This is a genomic window from Kitasatospora sp. NPDC051984 (assembly GCF_044593455.1).
In the GTDB taxonomy this organism is placed as follows: Bacteria; Actinomycetota; Actinomycetes; order Streptomycetales; family Streptomycetaceae; genus Kitasatospora.
On the sequence record NZ_JBIUCB010000022.1, the window covers coordinates 98,673 to 113,268 of the forward strand.

At 73.2% G+C, this 14,596-nt stretch carries 16 protein-coding genes; 9 read left to right on the forward strand and 7 right to left on the reverse strand.

Translation table 11 applies throughout. From position 1 onward, the window contains the following. The coding region (locus ACIHEI_RS30495) for a hypothetical protein (RefSeq protein ID WP_396608977.1) at window positions 1–305 on the forward strand (305 nt) is incomplete at its 5' end. A gap of 97 nt (window positions 306–402) precedes the next feature. Here ACIHEI_RS30495 and ACIHEI_RS30500 read toward each other — a convergent pair. The 3 genes from ACIHEI_RS30500 to ACIHEI_RS30510 all read right to left on the reverse strand — a co-directional run bounded on the left by ACIHEI_RS30500 (window position 403) and on the right by ACIHEI_RS30510 (window position 2,226). Further along, window positions 403–879, reverse strand: coding sequence for a hypothetical protein (locus tag ACIHEI_RS30500; RefSeq protein WP_396608978.1), 477 nt, complete (start codon window positions 877–879; stop codon window positions 403–405). A 120-nt stretch (window positions 880–999) separates the two neighbouring features. Next, window positions 1,000–1,461 carry a nucleoside deaminase gene (locus ACIHEI_RS30505; protein ID WP_387859455.1) on the reverse strand — a complete coding sequence of 154 codons (462 nt, stop codon included), beginning with the start codon at window positions 1,459–1,461 and terminating at the stop codon, window positions 1,000–1,002. A 354-nt stretch (window positions 1,462–1,815) separates the two neighbouring features. Then, window positions 1,816–2,226 (reverse strand): hypothetical protein, encoded by a 411-nt coding sequence (locus ACIHEI_RS30510; protein WP_396608987.1) that lies wholly within the window; start codon window positions 2,224–2,226, stop codon window positions 1,816–1,818. Between the two features lie 21 nt (window positions 2,227–2,247). Here ACIHEI_RS30510 and ACIHEI_RS30515 point away from each other — a divergent pair, with 21 nt between their 5' ends. From ACIHEI_RS30515 to ACIHEI_RS30525, 3 genes are all read left to right on the forward strand, one after another. Continuing rightward, entirely contained in the window at window positions 2,248–2,634 is a 387-nt protein-coding gene (locus ACIHEI_RS30515; protein WP_396608985.1) for a hypothetical protein, read from the forward strand. Window positions 2,635–2,676: 42 nt separating this feature from the next. Next, the gene (locus tag ACIHEI_RS30520) at window positions 2,677–3,576 is read left to right on the forward strand and encodes a GNAT family N-acetyltransferase (protein WP_387859459.1); all 900 of its coding nucleotides are present in this window, start codon (window positions 2,677–2,679) and stop codon (window positions 3,574–3,576) included. A gap of 530 nt (window positions 3,577–4,106) precedes the next feature. Beyond that, the gene (locus tag ACIHEI_RS30525) at window positions 4,107–5,708 is read left to right on the forward strand and encodes a M4 family metallopeptidase (protein WP_396608979.1); all 1,602 of its coding nucleotides are present in this window, start codon (window positions 4,107–4,109) and stop codon (window positions 5,706–5,708) included. Between the two features lie 73 nt (window positions 5,709–5,781). Here the strand turns inward: ACIHEI_RS30525 and ACIHEI_RS30530 are convergent, their stop codons facing one another. Together ACIHEI_RS30530 and ACIHEI_RS30535 are read right to left on the reverse strand one after the other, a co-directional pair. Then, entirely contained in the window at window positions 5,782–6,867 is a 1,086-nt protein-coding gene (locus tag ACIHEI_RS30530; protein WP_392944776.1) for a DUF5937 family protein, read from the reverse strand. 51 nt (window positions 6,868–6,918) lie between these two features. Continuing rightward, window positions 6,919–8,163: a cytochrome P450 gene (locus tag ACIHEI_RS30535; protein ID WP_396608986.1), complete on the reverse strand. Its 1,245-nt coding sequence runs from the start codon at window positions 8,161–8,163 to the stop codon at window positions 6,919–6,921. A gap of 239 nt (window positions 8,164–8,402) precedes the next feature. Between ACIHEI_RS30535 and ACIHEI_RS30540 the strand changes: the two genes are divergently transcribed. The 3 genes from ACIHEI_RS30540 (at window position 8,403) to ACIHEI_RS30550 (ending at window position 11,921) form a co-directional block, all read left to right on the forward strand. Further along, window positions 8,403–9,635: an MFS transporter gene (locus tag ACIHEI_RS30540; RefSeq protein ID WP_396608980.1), complete on the forward strand. Its 1,233-nt coding sequence runs from the start codon at window positions 8,403–8,405 to the stop codon at window positions 9,633–9,635. A 21-nt stretch (window positions 9,636–9,656) separates the two neighbouring features. Continuing rightward, the gene (locus ACIHEI_RS30545; RefSeq protein ID WP_396608981.1) at window positions 9,657–10,622 is read left to right on the forward strand and encodes an EI24 domain-containing protein; all 966 of its coding nucleotides are present in this window, start codon (window positions 9,657–9,659) and stop codon (window positions 10,620–10,622) included. Window positions 10,623–10,688: 66 nt separating this feature from the next. Then, window positions 10,689–11,921 carry a cytochrome P450 gene (locus ACIHEI_RS30550; protein WP_392944771.1) on the forward strand — a complete coding sequence of 411 codons (1,233 nt, stop codon included), beginning with the start codon at window positions 10,689–10,691 and terminating at the stop codon, window positions 11,919–11,921. Between the two features lie 75 nt (window positions 11,922–11,996). Here the strand turns inward: ACIHEI_RS30550 and ACIHEI_RS30555 are convergent, their stop codons facing one another. Next, window positions 11,997–12,254 carry a Prokaryotic metallothionein gene (locus ACIHEI_RS30555; protein ID WP_387635147.1) on the reverse strand — a complete coding sequence of 86 codons (258 nt, stop codon included), beginning with the start codon at window positions 12,252–12,254 and terminating at the stop codon, window positions 11,997–11,999. A 207-nt stretch (window positions 12,255–12,461) separates the two neighbouring features. Between ACIHEI_RS30555 and ACIHEI_RS30560 the strand changes: the two genes are divergently transcribed. Then, entirely contained in the window at window positions 12,462–12,803 is a 342-nt protein-coding gene (locus ACIHEI_RS30560; protein ID WP_396608982.1) for an antibiotic biosynthesis monooxygenase family protein, read from the forward strand. Between the two features lie 4 nt (window positions 12,804–12,807). Here ACIHEI_RS30560 and ACIHEI_RS30565 read toward each other — a convergent pair whose 3' ends face one another. Beyond that, window positions 12,808–13,269: an Lrp/AsnC family transcriptional regulator gene (locus tag ACIHEI_RS30565; protein ID WP_387635142.1), complete on the reverse strand. Its 462-nt coding sequence runs from the start codon at window positions 13,267–13,269 to the stop codon at window positions 12,808–12,810. 121 nt (window positions 13,270–13,390) lie between these two features. Between ACIHEI_RS30565 and ACIHEI_RS30570 the strand changes: the two genes are divergently transcribed. Beyond that, window positions 13,391–14,020: a LysE family translocator gene (locus ACIHEI_RS30570; RefSeq protein WP_387859467.1), complete on the forward strand. Its 630-nt coding sequence runs from the start codon at window positions 13,391–13,393 to the stop codon at window positions 14,018–14,020. Window positions 14,021–14,596 lie beyond the last annotated feature (576 nt).

Here is a 14,596-nt window from a genome sequence, read left to right on the forward strand (position 1 = left end):
CCGAGGTTGAGGTCGAGCTGGTCGCCGAGGTGGTTGTCGAAGTTGCGGCCGAGGCCGTCGTGGAGCCGGTCGTCGAGGCGGGTTCCGACTCGCGGCCGGTCAAGCCGGAGTTGACGCCGGGCAAGCCGATCACCGGTTACTCGGCCGAGGAACTGGTCGCGCTGGTGGCGTGGTTCGACGCGGACGGGACCGAGCGCAGCGACGACGAGCTGCTGCGGGCGGCGATGAAGGAGCTCGGGTTCGCCCGGCTCGGGCCGCGGATCAAGGAAGCGCTGGGGGCGGCCGTGGCCTCTGTCCGGGGCTGACGTACTGCCAATAACCCTGCCCGTGCCCGTCGTTGTGCGATTCCGCGCAGCGGCGGGCGCGGTCGTTCCGGGGGGCCCAGGGGTGCGGGCGCAGCCGTCAGCGGTGGTGGCCGGCGAGGGCTGTGATGCGGGCGGCGAGTGGGGTGAGGGTCGGGTCCTGGCGGGTCGCGGCTTCGGTGAGGCGGTGGAGGTCGGTGTGCGGGTCGCCGGTGTTGGGGGGGCGGGTGATCAGGCCGCGTGCGGTGGCGGGGTGGCGGCGGGCCAGGGCCTTGACGGCGGCGACGGCGTTGGCGAGGGCACTGGCTGGACGGGACCACTCGGTGTCGTTCGCGCGGGCCGACGGGTTCTCGGCGTCGTAGCCGGGGTCGTCGGCGACGGACGCGGCGCGCACGTCCAAGTCCAGCCGCCAGAACAGCGGGAAGCCGGCGAAGCGGACGAAGAGCAGGCGGCGGCGGTCCGAATGCAGGAAGTCCGGGTCGCTGCGCACCTGTTCGACGGGGCGGACCCGGGCGAGGGCCGCCGTCCTCGTGGCGAGGCAGGACGGGAAGGCGGCGTCCGGCACCACCCAGCGCACGTCGGTGTCGCTGAACGTGCCGGCGGTGCCGGCCGCCAGTGAGCCGAGCAGGTGGGTGGAGGAGTCGTGGCAGCACTGTTCCAGGGCGGTCCGGACGGGGCGGCCAGGGCGTCACGCGCGTCATGCGCCGATGTCCTCCTGCCAGAGGTCCGGTCGGGCCGCGACGAAGTCCGTCATCATGCGTACGCAGCGTGGGTCGTCCAGCAGGGTGATTCCGGTGCCGTGCTCGGCGAGCCAGCTGTGACCGCCGGTGAACGTGACCGACTCGCCGATCACCACGTGCCCGATCCCGAACTGCCGCACCAGGCCCGAGCAGTACCAGCATGGCGAGAGCGTGGTGACCATCACCGTGTCCCCGTACCCGCGCAGGCGGCCGGCGGCCCGGAACGCGGCCGTTTCGGCGTGCATCGACGGATCGCCGTCCTGAACCCGGCGGTTGTGCCCCCGCCCGAGCAGCTCCCCGTCCACGCCGAACAGTGCGGCGCCGATCGGGATCCCGCCCTCGGCCAGCCCGAGTTGTGCCTCCGCCACCGCAACCGCGAGCCACTCCTGTGCCTGCTCCACCGCGATCTGACCGCCCACCGGCCACCTCCTCTCGTCCGCGTCGGGTCTACCCCCTCCCGGCCGCGCCCACCGCGAGCCGGCCGTTCTTCGCTCGATCGAGTGTTCGGGGAGGTGGGGAGGTGACGGGATTCCGTTGATGTGTCAGGTGGTTGGGGCTCACCGGGTCCATGGCCCCCACCACTTCGGCGGCAGCGGGTCCGCCGGCGCCGAGGTCGGCTGGTCGGGATGCAGCCCGAGCCGCCGAAGCGCGTCGGCGCGGAAGCGGACAACGAGAGTGCCGTGCCAGTGCCCGTCCGCGCGGACGCCGCACATCAGGTCGATCCTGGACTCGTCGTCCGTGAACGGGTACCAGTCGATACCTCGGTCCCGCAGTCAAACCAGGATCAGCCGGCCCGGCCGCGGGCAGCCGGGAAGGTTCTCGTAGGAGAAGAGCGTCACCCATTCGAAAGCCTGATCGTCCATGCCGCCATCATGCTGCGCCGGGCGGCCCGGCCGCTCGCCATTTTCCTGCCGGCCCGAATTCGATCGGAGCCCCGAACGCGGCACCTGGCGACCGGAGTTGGCCAAGCCCGCCCGGGGCTCCCCGCCGGCACCAGAAACCTGTCCGGGGCGCGCTCTACAGTGCCGCCCGTGACCGATGCCTCCCGCCGTACCGCCGCAGACGACGACGCACTCCTGGATCGGCTGCGAGCCCTCGCCCGGGACGGACGTGCCTTCGGTGGCCTCCCGGACCGACCGTTCCCACCGCTCACGGCGGCCGAGGTCGAGCACGTCGAGCGGCAACTCGGATACCGGCTACCGCCCTTGCTCCGCCGCATGTACACCGAGATCGGTGACGGCGGCTTCGGCCCGGAAGGCGGCCTTGCCCCGCTCACCCCACGCCGGTACGGATCGAAGTGGTACTGCGCAATCCCATCTCCCGAGCGAGGGCCCGAGTACCGTCCGCCGAGGTCATGGCTCTTCCTGACGGGCGGCGGTTGCAGCATGCAGTGGCATGTCTCGCTGATCGCGGTCGACCATCCCGTCCTGCTCTGGGACGCCGACGGCTGGGAACCCGACTGGGGCGAGAACCCCCACGACGGCCTGCGCTACGCGGCGCCGTCGCTGCGCCAGTGGCTGTGGACCTGGGCGGACGGCCGAGATGTGTGGCACGAGGTGCACGCGCTCCACGAGGCCGTGTCTCCTCATTGAAGCCTCTGGCCCCGCCCAGGGTTCTCTGACTAAAGTCAGAGAATGGACAAGGCGCAGATCGACCAGGTGCGGCAGTTCAACCGCACTGTCACCGAACGTGTGGGCGTGCTCCACGACCACTACCTGGGCCGCGACCGGCCCATCGGCGAAGCCCGGCTGCTCTGGGAGATCGGCGAGGAGGGCCAGGACGTGCGGCAACTGCGCGAGCGCCTCGCGCTCGACTCCGGGTACGTCAGCCGGTTGCTGCGCTCCCTGGAGGCCGACGGCCTGGTGACGGTGGAGCCGCAGCCCCGGGACAGGCGGGTGCGCGCCGTCCGGCTCACCGATGCGGGCCGCGCCGAGCGTGCGGTGCTCGACGGCCGCAGCGACGAGCTGGCCGGCTCTCTCCTGGAGCCGCTCAACACGGCCCAGCGTGCCCGGCTGACGGCCGCCATGGCCGAGGTCGAACGGTTGCTGACCGCCGCGACGGTCACGCTGGACGCGGTCGACCCGGACCACCCCGACGCCCAGCACTGCCTGCGGTCCTACTTCGCCGAGATCCAGGCACGCTTCGAGAACGGCTTCGACCCGGCGCGGAGCCTGCTGCCCGACGCGGGCGAACTCCGGCCGCCGCGCGGCCTGTTCCTGGTCGCCCGGCTGCACGGAGAGCCCGTCGGCTGCGCCGGCCTGAAGCTGCCCCCCGGTGCCCCGGCCGAGATCAAACGCATGTGGGTCGCACCCGGCAGCCGGGGCCTCGGTCTCGGCCGCCGGTTCCTGACCGAGCTGGAGACCCGAGCCGCCCAGCAAGGCTTCGAGGTACTCCGCCTGGACACCAACAAGGCGCTCACCGCGGCGATCGGTCTCTACCACTCCAGCGGCTTCCAGGAGGTCGCCGCCTTCAACGACGAGCCGTATGCCCACCACTGGTTCGAGAAGCGGATCAGCACGCCGGCGTCGGGATGAGGGCCCGGTCGGTCGAGACGGTCCACTCCACCGTCATGCTGCGGCAGCAACGGCCCAATCCGGGCCCACGTAGCGTCCGTTACCTCTCCTCGACCCACCAGAAGGTCAATCTTGGGAGACGGTCCAGTGCTGCAACTGTGCTTGCTGGGACGGGAGTTGGGCTCGATCGCGGTCCAGGGTCGCGGCAGTAGCAGGCTGTTCGGGAGGCGGCAAGGGAGTGGTCGCTGGCGGGATCCCGCCAGGGTGGCGAACGGGGTGATAGCGGGACATGACCGGCGGGTGGGGGCCGTGCCCCGGGGTGGTGGCGGGAGGTGGCCAATATGTGGAGGGAATCTGTCGGTTTGCCCTACGCATTGTCATGCTTTTGCCCAACTCCCGGCCGGCGGCCGTCTTTTACCCACCCTGATGGGCCGCCGAGGACCGCGCGGGAGCAGCACGACAGCCGCCCGTACCGCCCCACGGTGCCAAGCCCGGTGCCCCGGTGCGTGGCGCGACCGCGCACCTGCGGTTTCGTGGAAGGGACCCCGCACGTGAAGCGAAAGCCGACAGTCGGAGCCGTACTCTCCGCCACCGCCCTGCTGGCGGGCGTCATTCAGGTCGCGGCCGTTCCCGCGCAGGCGGGGGTGCCGTCGGTGGGGCAGCAGCGTGATGCGCTGTTCTCGCTGGCCCGGGCCGAGGCCGGCCCGCTCGCCAGGGCGCTCGCTCTGGGCGGCCAGGAAGGTTTGATCGTCAAGGATGCGGTGGCGGATGCCAATGGCGACCGTCACCTGCGCTACCACCGGACCTTCGCGGGCCTGCCCGTGGTCGGCGGCGACCTGATCGTGCACCAGCGGGCCAACGGTTCGATCAGCTCCGTCGACCGGGACTTCGCCGGGCAGTTGGCGCTGCCGAGCCTCTCCCCGAAGCTCTCCGCGGACCAGGCCGCCGCGGGGGCGACCGAAGCCGTCCGGGCCACGCTCGGGGCGGCTGCCGGGGCGCCCGCGCAGGTCGGTGCCACCGGGGAGGCGCAGTTGGTGGTCTGGGCCGTCGGGGACACCCAGCGTCTGGCCTACCGGACCGTGGTGGAGGGCGTGCGCGCCGACGGCACCCCCAGCCGTCAGCGGCTGATCACGGACGCGGCCACCGGCGCGGTGCTCGCGAGCGACGACGACATCCGCACTGTGACCGCGACGGGCACCGGCACCGGCGTCCACGTCGGGGCCGTCACCCTGACCACGCAGGGCGCCGGGACCTACCAGCTGAAGGACGCCACCCGGGGCAACCTGTCCACCAAAGACATGGGCGTGGCCGGCAACCCGGTGTTCACCAGCGGCACCAACGTCTGGGGCAACGGCCTCCCGTCCAACCGCCAGTCGGCCGCCGTGGACGCCCAGTACGGCGCCGCCACGACCTGGGACTTCTACAAGAACACCTTCGGCCGCGTCGGCATCCGCGGCGACGGTACCGGCACCTACAACCGCGTCCACTACGGCAACAACTTCGTCAACGCGTTCTGGGACGACCTCTGCTTCTGCATGACCTACGGAGACGGCCCCTCCAACACCCACCCGCTGACCGAGCTGGACGTGACCGGCCACGAGATGACCCACGGTTTCACCTCGGCCACCGCCGGACTGGGGAGCACCGGCGAGCCCGGCGGCCTCAACGAGGCCACCTCGGACATCCTCGGCACCATGGTCGAGTGGTACGCCAACCTGCCGGCCGATCCGCCGGACTACTTCCTCGGGGAGAAACTCGACCTCTACGGCACCGGCCTCCCGGTGGGCTACCTGGACAGGCCTTCCAAGAACGGCTCCGCCAAGGACTACTGGTACCAGGGCATCGACGGCATAGACCCGCACTACTCCTCGGGTCCCGCCGAACACTTCTTCTACCTGCTGGCCGAGGGAAGCGGCCCGAAGGTGATCAACGGCGTGAGCTACAACAGCCCGACGGCCGACGGCTCGACGCTCACCGGCATCGGCCGGGACAAGGCCGCCGCGATCTGGTACCGGGCGGTGTTGATCTACCTCATGCCCAACAGCACCTACAAATCCGCCCGTGCCGCGACGCTCAACGCGGCGCTCGACCTGTACAGCTACGTGGAGCGCGACGCGGTGGCCGCGGCCTGGACGGCGGTCAACGTCAACTAGCACCACCGACGGTGCGTGACGAGGCTCCAGCGTCGGGGCTGGGGCCTCGTCGCCCGTCCGGGCCAGGTGCCGGTCAGCGGAGGACTGCGGCCAGCAGGTCGGTGCCGAGGGCGGTGGTGGCGGGGAGGTTGAGGGCGTGGCGGACGTAGCGGCCCTGGCGGTGGGCGGTGAGGAGGCCGGCGCGGCGGAGGGTGGCGAGGTGGCGGGAGACCTCGGGCGGGGTGAGGTCCCAGGCGCGGGCGAGTTCGGTGGTGGTGTGCGGGGCGCGGGCCAGGGTGCGGACCAGGCGGAGGCGGACGGGGTGGGCGAGGGCGTCGAGGCGGAGCTGGACGGTGTCCAGCGGGACGGTGACGGCGCGTTCGCCGCCGGCCGCCGGGTACTGGACGACGGGCTGCCAGCCGGGGGCGTGGACGGTGACCAGGTGCGGGTGGCCGAAGGCGCTGGGCAGGAAGGTGACGCCCGCGGGGCCGGCGGTGGTGGTGTTGTCCTGGAGCTTGTCGAGGACGAGGGAGTCGCCGTCGGGGGTGAGGGCGATTGCGGCGGACACCTCGGCGAGTGCGGCGGACAGGCCCTGGCGGCGGCCCAGTTCGGACTTGGCCTGGACGTCCTGCCCGAGACGGGTGGCGAGGGCCGGCCACTCGGCGTCGAAGAAGGCGTCCGCGCACTGCTCAAGGGTGTCCCGGACCCGGTCCCGGAGGGCCCGGGGGTCGGCGAGCAGGCGGGAGGCGAACGCCTCCTGGAGCGGGCCGCGGGCCTGTGCGAGGTCGAGTGCGACGGTCCGGGCGGCGCGGTCGTGCAGGGGTGAACCGCCGCCGAAGGTGAGGCGGTTGGAGCCGCAGGTGGTGACCAGCGCGGCCCGGACGTACCGGTCGTCGTCGATCCGGTCGATCTCGTCGAGTTCGGCGGCGAGCGTCGCCCGGGGCCGGGCGGGCAGCAGGAAGTCGGCGCGGGAGGAATGCCACAGGAACTCGGCCTCGTGAAGCCGGTCCGCGAGTTCCGGACGCAGGCCCGCCCACACTCCGGCCGCCCACCCCGCGTACTGCGGGTGGTGCTCGGGCGCGGCCAGTACGTGCAGCATCGCGGTGAGTTCGGCGAGCGGCGAGACGGCGAACCGGATCCGCTCGGGCGGCGTCCCGGTGAGGTCGATGCGCAGGGTCACCCGCCCATCCTCGCCGCGCGCCCGGCGGCACCTCCGCGCGGGGGTCACGTGCTACGAGCGGCCCGGGCCGTCCAGGAGGACCGGCAGGGTGCGGTGGCCGTTGGAGATCAGGGAGTCGACGGGCTCCAGGTGGACATCGGGGGTGAGTGCCAGGCGCGGGAAGCGTTCGAAGAGCGCGTGCAGGGCGGTGCGCGCCTCCAGGCGGGCGAGAGGGGCGCCGAGGCAGAAGTGCGGGCCGTGGCCGAAGGCGAGGTGGTCCTTGACGGCGCGGGTGACGTCGAAGAGGGCGCCGGTGTCGCCGTGGCGGGTGGGGTGGCGGCCGGCGGCGGCGTAGGAGGCGAGGATGGCCTCGCCGCGGTGGACGGTGACTCCGCCGGGCAGTTCGACGTCCTCCAGGGCGAAGCGCAGCGGCAGGTGGGCGACGGGGGCCTCGCGGCGCAGCGACTCCTCGACCACGTCGTCCCAGCCGGCCTTGCCGGCGCGGACCAGGGCGAGTTGGTCGGGGTGGGTGAGCAGCAGGGCGATGGCGTTGTCGATCAGGTTGACGGTGGTCTCGTAGCCCGCGGAGACCACCAGCAGGACGGTGCCGAGCAGTTCCTCCTCGGTGAGGGCGCTGCCGTCGCCCTCGGTGTCGCGGGCGGCGATCAGCAGGGAGGTCATGTCGTCGCCGGGGTGTTCGCGCTTGGCGGCGATCAGCGACCCGATCAGCGTGAAGAACGCCAGGTTGTTGGCGGCGGACTCCTCGGGGCCGAGGGTGGTGTCGAAGACGCCGTCGACGTGGTGGCGGAAGCCGTCGCGCAGTTCGTCGGGCAGGCCGAGCAGGTGGGCGATGACCAGGATCGGCAGCGGGCGGGCCAGGTGTTCGCGCAGGTCCACCGGCGCCCCGTCGGCGCCGGCGGCGGCGATCGTGTCGAGCAGCGCGGCCGTCATCTCCTCGATGCGGCCGGTCAGCGCGGCGACCTGGCGGGCGGTGAAGGCCGCGCTCACCAGGCGGCGCAGGCGGCGGTGGCTCTCGCCGTCGGCGGAGAACATGTTGCGGGCCGTCACCCACAGGGCCAGTGGCCAGCCGGCCGCGACCGGTTCGTAGTCGGGCCAGTGCCGCCGGCCGTCCTTGGCGATCCGCGGGTCCTTGAGCAGGTCCTCCAGCAGGTCGGGGTCGGACACGGCCCACACCTGCACCCCGAGGATGTCGGCCGGTACGGCGGGCCCGCGCGCGATCAATTCGGCGCTCTCGGCGTCGCGGGCCCGGCCGGTGGGGTCCAGGACGAGCGCCGGGCGGTTGACCGGGCACTCCAGCGGGCGGTTGAGCGAGGGCGGCCGGTTGTCCAACTGGCGCTCCACGAGGGCTCCTTCACACGGTTCGAGGCCGCGCGGGGCGCGCGTGCACGGTCGAGGATGGCCCGCCGCCCGGCACCCGTCGAGAGCGCAGAGCCCTGCGCCCGCGCGCCCCCGGCGCACTCTCGCCCGCCTTCCCCGATTGACGGGGATCGTCAACCCACGTGACCCGCGCGGGCCGGCAGAACACGGTGGGCGGCATGACGACGATCACGATGCCCCGGCCGAAGCAGGCCCGGCCCACGCCCCGCCAACTCGTCCGGGCGAGCGGCGGGGCGCGCTACGCGGTGGCGCTGGCGGTGGACGCCCTCGGTACGGGGCTGCTGCGGCCGTTCCTGCTGCTGTACGGAATCACGGTGCTCGGGCTGAGCCCGGCGGCCACCGGCCTGGCGATGACGGTCGGGATCGTCGCGGGCCTGGCCGCGATGCCGCCGCTCGGGCGCTGGCTGGACCGGGGCGCGCGCAGCACGGCGGTCGCGGCGTCGATGCTGGTGCGGGTGGCGGGCGTCGCCGTGCTGCTGGCCGCGCCCCGGGGGAGCGTGGTGCCGTTCGCGGTGGCGGCGCTCATCCTCGGCGTCGGCAACCAGGCGTGGCCCGCCGCCCACGCGGCGCTGGTCGCCACCGTCGCCGAGGGCGCGCTGCGGGACGCGGCACTGGCCGCCGGCCGGGCCGTGCGCAACGCGGGCCTCGGGGTGGGCGCGCTGCTGGCGACGGTCTGCCTGAGCGGCGGCGCCCCCGCACTGCGGGCGCTGGCGGCGGTCTCGGGCGCCGGCTTCCTGGCGGCGGCGCTGCTGGCCCGCTCCGTGCGGGTGACGGCCGCCCCCGCCGCCCGGACGGCCGCACCGGGCGCGGTCGGCACCGGGCGAGGGCTGGGCGCCGTCCTGCTGGCGAACGTGGTGTACGTGTTCTGCCTGAACGTGCCCGAGGTCGCCCTGCCGCTCGTCCTGGTGACGGTGCTGCACGCCTCCCCGGCGTGGCCGGCGGCGGTGTTCGTGGCCAACACGGTACTCGTGGTGGCCCTCCAACTGCCGGCCACCACCTGGGCGTTGGCCCGCTGGTCGCGCGGGACGGTGCTGGCGCTGTCCGGTGCCGTGCTGGCCGCAAGCTACCTGGGCTTCCTGCTGGCGGCGCCGCTCGGGCCGCTCGCCGTGGCGCTGGTCTCGGTGCCGTGCACGCTCGGCGAGATCCTGTACGCGGGCAGCGCCACCGCACTCGTCACCGCGCTGACCCCGCCGCCGGTGCTGGGCCGCGTGCTGGCCCGCTTCCAGTTCTCCACCGGCCTCGGCCTGGCCGTCTCCCCGGCGGTCATCACCGCCCTCGCCGCCGTCGGACCGCTCGCCCTGTGGGGCACCCTCGCCGCCGCCACCGCGGGCGCGTCGGCGGTCGTCGCAACGACGCAGGATCGGAACCGACCGGGTGCCCAGGCGGTTTGACGGTTCCTTTAAGGTGCGGGAATGCGAGATTTCGGGGCGGGACTGCGATTCCTTTTCAACGGGCAGCGATGGGTGGCGCGGCACGGCCGCTGGTGGGGCTTCGGGATGATCCCGGCGCTGATCACCCTGATCGGATACCTGGCCGCACTGGCCGTGCTGATCACCTACGCGGGCGACCTGGCCGCCTGGGCGACACCCTTCGCCGACCACTGGTCCACGGTGTGGCGCGACACCGTCCGGATCGCCGTCGGCGCGGCCGCGGTCGGCATGGGCGGACTGCTGGCCATGCTCACCTTCACGGCGGTGACGCTGCTGATCGGCGAACCGTTCTACGAGTCGCTGTCGGCGAAGGTCGAGGAGACCGAGGGCGGCGGCCCGCAGAGCCCCGACCTGCCGCTCTGGCGCGAACTGTGGGCGGCCGCCCGCGACAGCCTGGCGATCCTGCTGCGCGCCGCCGGCCTCGGCATCCTGCTCTTCCTGTGCGGGTTCATCCCCGTGGTCGGCCAGACCGTGGTCCCGGTGATCGGGATCTGCGTCTCCGGCTTCTTCCTGACCGTCGAACTCACCGGCACGCCCCTGCAGAAGCGCGGCCTGTCGCAGAAGCAGCGGCTGCGCCTGCTGCGCTCCCGGATGTCGATGGCGGTCGGCTTCGGCGCCGGACTGGTGCTGCTGTTCCTGATCCCGGTGCTGACCGTGCTGGCGATGCCCGGCGCGGTGGCCGGCGCGACGCTGCTGGCGCGCGAGATCGCGCCGCACGAGGAGCCCGAGCCCGTCGAGGAGCCGGACGACGGCCCGGACGGCCACCCGGCGGACCCGTACCCGTCGCAGCCGTACCAGCCGCCGCACCCGCAGAACCCCTACCAGCAGAACCCGTACCAGCAGCCGTACCCCCAGAACCCGTACCCCCAGAACCCCTACCAGCAGCCGCACCCGCAGAACCCCTACCAGCAGCAGCCGTACCCGGCGGACCCGCGGCAGCAGGGCTGATCGAAAATCTCACCGAACGTATTCGGCGATTTGACGTAGCGTCACCGACTGCGCGATAACGTCCCCATGCCCGTATCCGTGGACGCCGCCCCGCGCGGCATTGACCTCGGCGACCCCGCGTTCTGGCGGCTCCCCGAGAAGTTGCGCGCCGAGGCGTTCGGCCGCCTGCGGGAGCGTCCGGGGCCGGTGGCCTTCACCGACCGGGCGACGGGACGGCGCTGCTGGGCGCTGGTCCGGCACGCCGATGTGATGACCGCCAGCCGGTCGCCGGAGGTGTACCTCTCGGGGCCGGGGGTGACGTCGCCGGAGCCCGCCCGCTGGGTGCGGGCGGTGTTCGGCGACTCGATGGTCAACCTGGACGACCCCCGGCACGCCGACCTGCGCCGGGTGGTCGGCCGGGCGTTCACGCCCCGGCTGCTGGCCGAGGTCGAGCAGGACATCGCGCGGACCGCCGCCCGCCTGGTGGACCGGCTGGAGCGCGAACGCCCCACCGACTTCGTCGCGGCCGTCGCCGGGGAACTCCCGTACCAGGTGATCTGCTCGATGATGGGCATCCCCGAGGCGCAGCGCCGCGCCATCCTGGCCCGGATCAACCGGGCCTCCGCGTCGGCGGGCGTCACCCGGCGGGGCCTGCGGGTGCCCGGCCGGGGGCTGCACGCGCTGGCCGCGATGCACCTGACGGTGGCCGCGCTGGGCCGGGAACGGCGCCGCCGTCCCACCGGCGACCTGATCTCCGCGCTGGTCACCGCCGACGTCGACGGCCGCCGGCTGGGCTCGCGCGAACTCGGCGCGTTCTTCTCGCTGCTGCTGGTCGCCGGCGTCGAAACCACCCGCAACGCGCTCGCCCACGGCCTGCACCTGCTGACCGCCCACCCCGACCAGCGCGAACTGCTGCTCGGCGACCTGGACGCGCACCTGGGCGGCGCCGTGGAGGAGATCGTCCGGCACTCGACGCCGATCGTGCAGTTCCGCCGCACCGTCGCCGTCGACCACAAGCTCTCCGGGATCCGGCTCGCCGCCGGCGACAAGGTGGTGCTGTTCTACGGCTCCGCCAACCGCGACGAGGCGGTGTTCGACCGCGCGGACGCCTTCGACATCACCCGCTCACCCAACCCGCACCTCGGCTTCGGCGGCGGCGGCCCGCACTTCTGCCTGGGCGCCCACCTGGCCCGGCAGGAGATGCGCACCCTGCTGCGCGAACTGCTCACCCGGCTGCCCGGGATCCGCTCCACCGCCGAGCCGGAACTCGTCCCGTCCTCGTTCGACCACCGGGTCCGCGCCCTGCGCTTCACGTTCTGAGCTGCTGGGCAACGGTACGGCAGCGGTACGGGCGGCCGCCTTGCCGGTAGCCGCCCGTGGTGACGTCGTCGCAGGTCAGCCCGGGTGGCTGCCGACCGCGTCGCGGATCTCCGCGCCGAGCACGCTGTTCGTCCGGGCGCAGCTGGCACCGCAGAAGAACCGGCCGGCGACCTCGACGCCCTTGCCGACGATCCGCACCGTGCACTGCTCGCAGCGCGGGGCCAGCTTCTCCATCGCGCACTCGAAACTGTCGAAGACGTAGGTGTCGCCGGTGATCGTCTTGATCTCGAAGGACAGCCAGTAGTCGTTCTGGCACACCACGCAGACAGCCATGTCGGGCTCCTCTCGCCGTACGGGTCCACGGCCGAGTCTTGGGCCGGGCCGGACGGGCGGCAATCGGCGGCGGTCCGAACGGCTGCTCACCGGCTCCGCGGCGGCTGTTCACCGGTTCCGCGCCGGCTGCTCACCGCGCCGAGCTGTCGGAACACGGTCAGGTCCGATAATGGTCAGCAGGGCCCGGGAACCGCCGAGGAGGCCGAGATGATCATTCGAATCTGGGAGGCCCAGGTCTCCCCACTCCGGGTCGAGGAGTTCTGCGCCCGGCTCGCCTCCACCGTGCTGCCCGGCTTCGACCAGTGGGACGGCTTCCTCGGCGGCGAACTGCTGTGCGCCCTCGTCGACGACGACCACCGCGTCCAGATGATCACCCGCTGGCGCGACGAGGAAGCGCTGCGCGCCTACGCCGGACCGATGTGGCGGATCCGCCCCGTCTGGTCCGAGGACGAACTCCACGAACTGGAGCACCCCCCGACCGTCGCGCACTTCCACTCGCTGCGCCGCCTCGACCTGGCCGTCGGCGAAGGCGCCGCCCCCGTCGACTGACCGCTCACCCCCGCTGGACGGGAATGCCCTGGTCGGCCTTCACCTGCTTCATCGTCAGGTGCGAGTGCACCTGCGCGATGCCCGGAAGGCCGGACAGCACATCCGTGACGAAACGCTCGTACGCCGCCAGATCCGCCACCGCGACCCGCAGCAGATAATCCGGGTCGCCGAACAGCCGGTGCGCCTCCACCACCTCCGGCAGCTCCGCGACCCGACGCTCGAACTCCGCGACCGTGGACCGGTCCTCGTGCCGCATCACCACCGTCACGAACGGCTGGAACCCACGCCCCACCGCCACCGGATCGAGCTGCGCACGGTAGCCGCGGATCACCCCCTGCTGCTCCAACTGACGCACCCGGCGCAGACACGGCGACGGAGTCAGCCCCACCCGGTCGGCGAGTTCGGCGTTGGTGAGCCGGCCATCCTGCTGGAGCTCGTGGAGGATTCTGCGGTCGAGGCGGTCCATGGCGCAACATTCTGCCCCACGAGGGGGCTGACCAGCGAAAACGGGACATCGGCTGCCACCGCCCGACAGATAGCGTCCAGGACGTCCCCTGCTTGCCCCCTCACGCGAAACCCAAGGTGCCATGGACCCGCATGCCCTGCTGCTCTTCCTCGGCGTGGACCTGCTCCTGGTCTGCACCCCCGGACCGGACTGGCTCTACATCGCCGCCCGCGGCCTCGGCCAGGGCCGCACCGCCGCCCTCACCGCCGTCGCCGGCGTCTGCGCCGGCTACGGCATCCACACCTTGCTCTCCGCAGCCGGCCTGGCCGCCGCGCTGCGTGCTCTGCCCGGACTGCTCCCCGTCCTGCGCCTCGCCGGCGCGGGCTACCTCGCGTTCCTCGCCGTCACCATGCTGCTCACCCTGCGCCGCAGCGGCCGCGCCGAGGCCCTCACCGCCGCCCCGCCCCAGCCCACCCGCGTCGTCCTGCGCCAATCCCTGCTGACCGCCCTGCTCAACCCCAAGGGACTGCTCCTCTACCTCTCCCTCGTCCCCCAGTTCGTCACCCCCGACGGCGCGCTCCCCGTCGGCGCCCAGGTCGCCACCCTCGGCGCCATCAACGTCCTCTGCTGCGCCGCGATCTACACCGCCGTCGCACTCACCACCGCCCGCCTTGCCGCCCGTCTGACCACCACCCCCACCGCCGCCCGCCGCCTGTCCGCGATCTCCGCAGTCCTGCTCCTGGCGGTGGCCGGCGTCACGGCCGCCGCCTGACGCCACGGGCAGCCTTCGGCAGGCGGCGAGAACGAAGCGCCGTCGTGGGCTGTCGTGATCCGGCCCGCCCCGCCGGCCGGAGTCGCCGCGCGCAGCGCCAGGTCATCGACGGATCGTCAGGGCCGAGCGGCGCCGTGGACGGTTCGTCGCCGGCCGTCCCTCCGCCGCCGCACAGCGCCCGGCAGTGCCCGCTTTGCGGTTCTGGCGCTTGCGGCGCGCAGCGCTTGCCCTGTGGTTCTCGGGCTTGCGGCGCGCAGCGCTTGCCTTGCGGTTCTCGCGCTTGCCGCGCGCAGCGCTTGCCCTGCGGTTCCCGCGCATCGGCCGCGCGCAGCGCCTGCCTTGCGGTTCCCGCGCATCGGCCGCGCGCAGCGCCTGCCTTGCGGCTCTCGGGCTTGCCGCGCGCAGCGCTTGCCCTGCGGCTCTCGGGCTTGCCGCGCGTAGCGCCCGCGCTGCGGCTCTCGGGCTTGCGGCGCGCAGCGCTTGCCTTGCGGTTCCCGCGCATCGGCCGCGCGCAGCGCCTGCCTTGCGGCTCTCGGGCTTGCCGCGCGCAGCGCTTGCCCTGCGGCTCTCGGGCTT

Coding starts and splice junctions, on each gene's coding strand:
- ACIHEI_RS30550 (WP_392944771.1), top strand. CDS start 10,689: ATGCCCGTATCCGTGGACGCCGCCCCGCGCGGCATTGACCTCGGCGAC.
- ACIHEI_RS30555 (WP_387635147.1), bottom strand. CDS start 12,254: ATGGCTGTCTGCGTGGTGTGCCAGAACGACTACTGGCTGTCCTTCGAG.
- ACIHEI_RS30560 (WP_396608982.1), top strand. CDS start 12,462: ATGATCATTCGAATCTGGGAGGCCCAGGTCTCCCCACTCCGGGTCGAG.
- ACIHEI_RS30540 (WP_396608980.1), top strand. CDS start 8,403: ATGACGACGATCACGATGCCCCGGCCGAAGCAGGCCCGGCCCACGCCC.
- ACIHEI_RS30520 (WP_387859459.1), top strand. CDS start 2,677: ATGGACAAGGCGCAGATCGACCAGGTGCGGCAGTTCAACCGCACTGTC.
- ACIHEI_RS30565 (WP_387635142.1), bottom strand. CDS start 13,269: ATGGACCGCCTCGACCGCAGAATCCTCCACGAGCTCCAGCAGGATGGC.
- ACIHEI_RS30545 (WP_396608981.1), top strand. CDS start 9,657: ATGCGAGATTTCGGGGCGGGACTGCGATTCCTTTTCAACGGGCAGCGA.
- ACIHEI_RS30570 (WP_387859467.1), top strand. CDS start 13,391: ATGGACCCGCATGCCCTGCTGCTCTTCCTCGGCGTGGACCTGCTCCTG.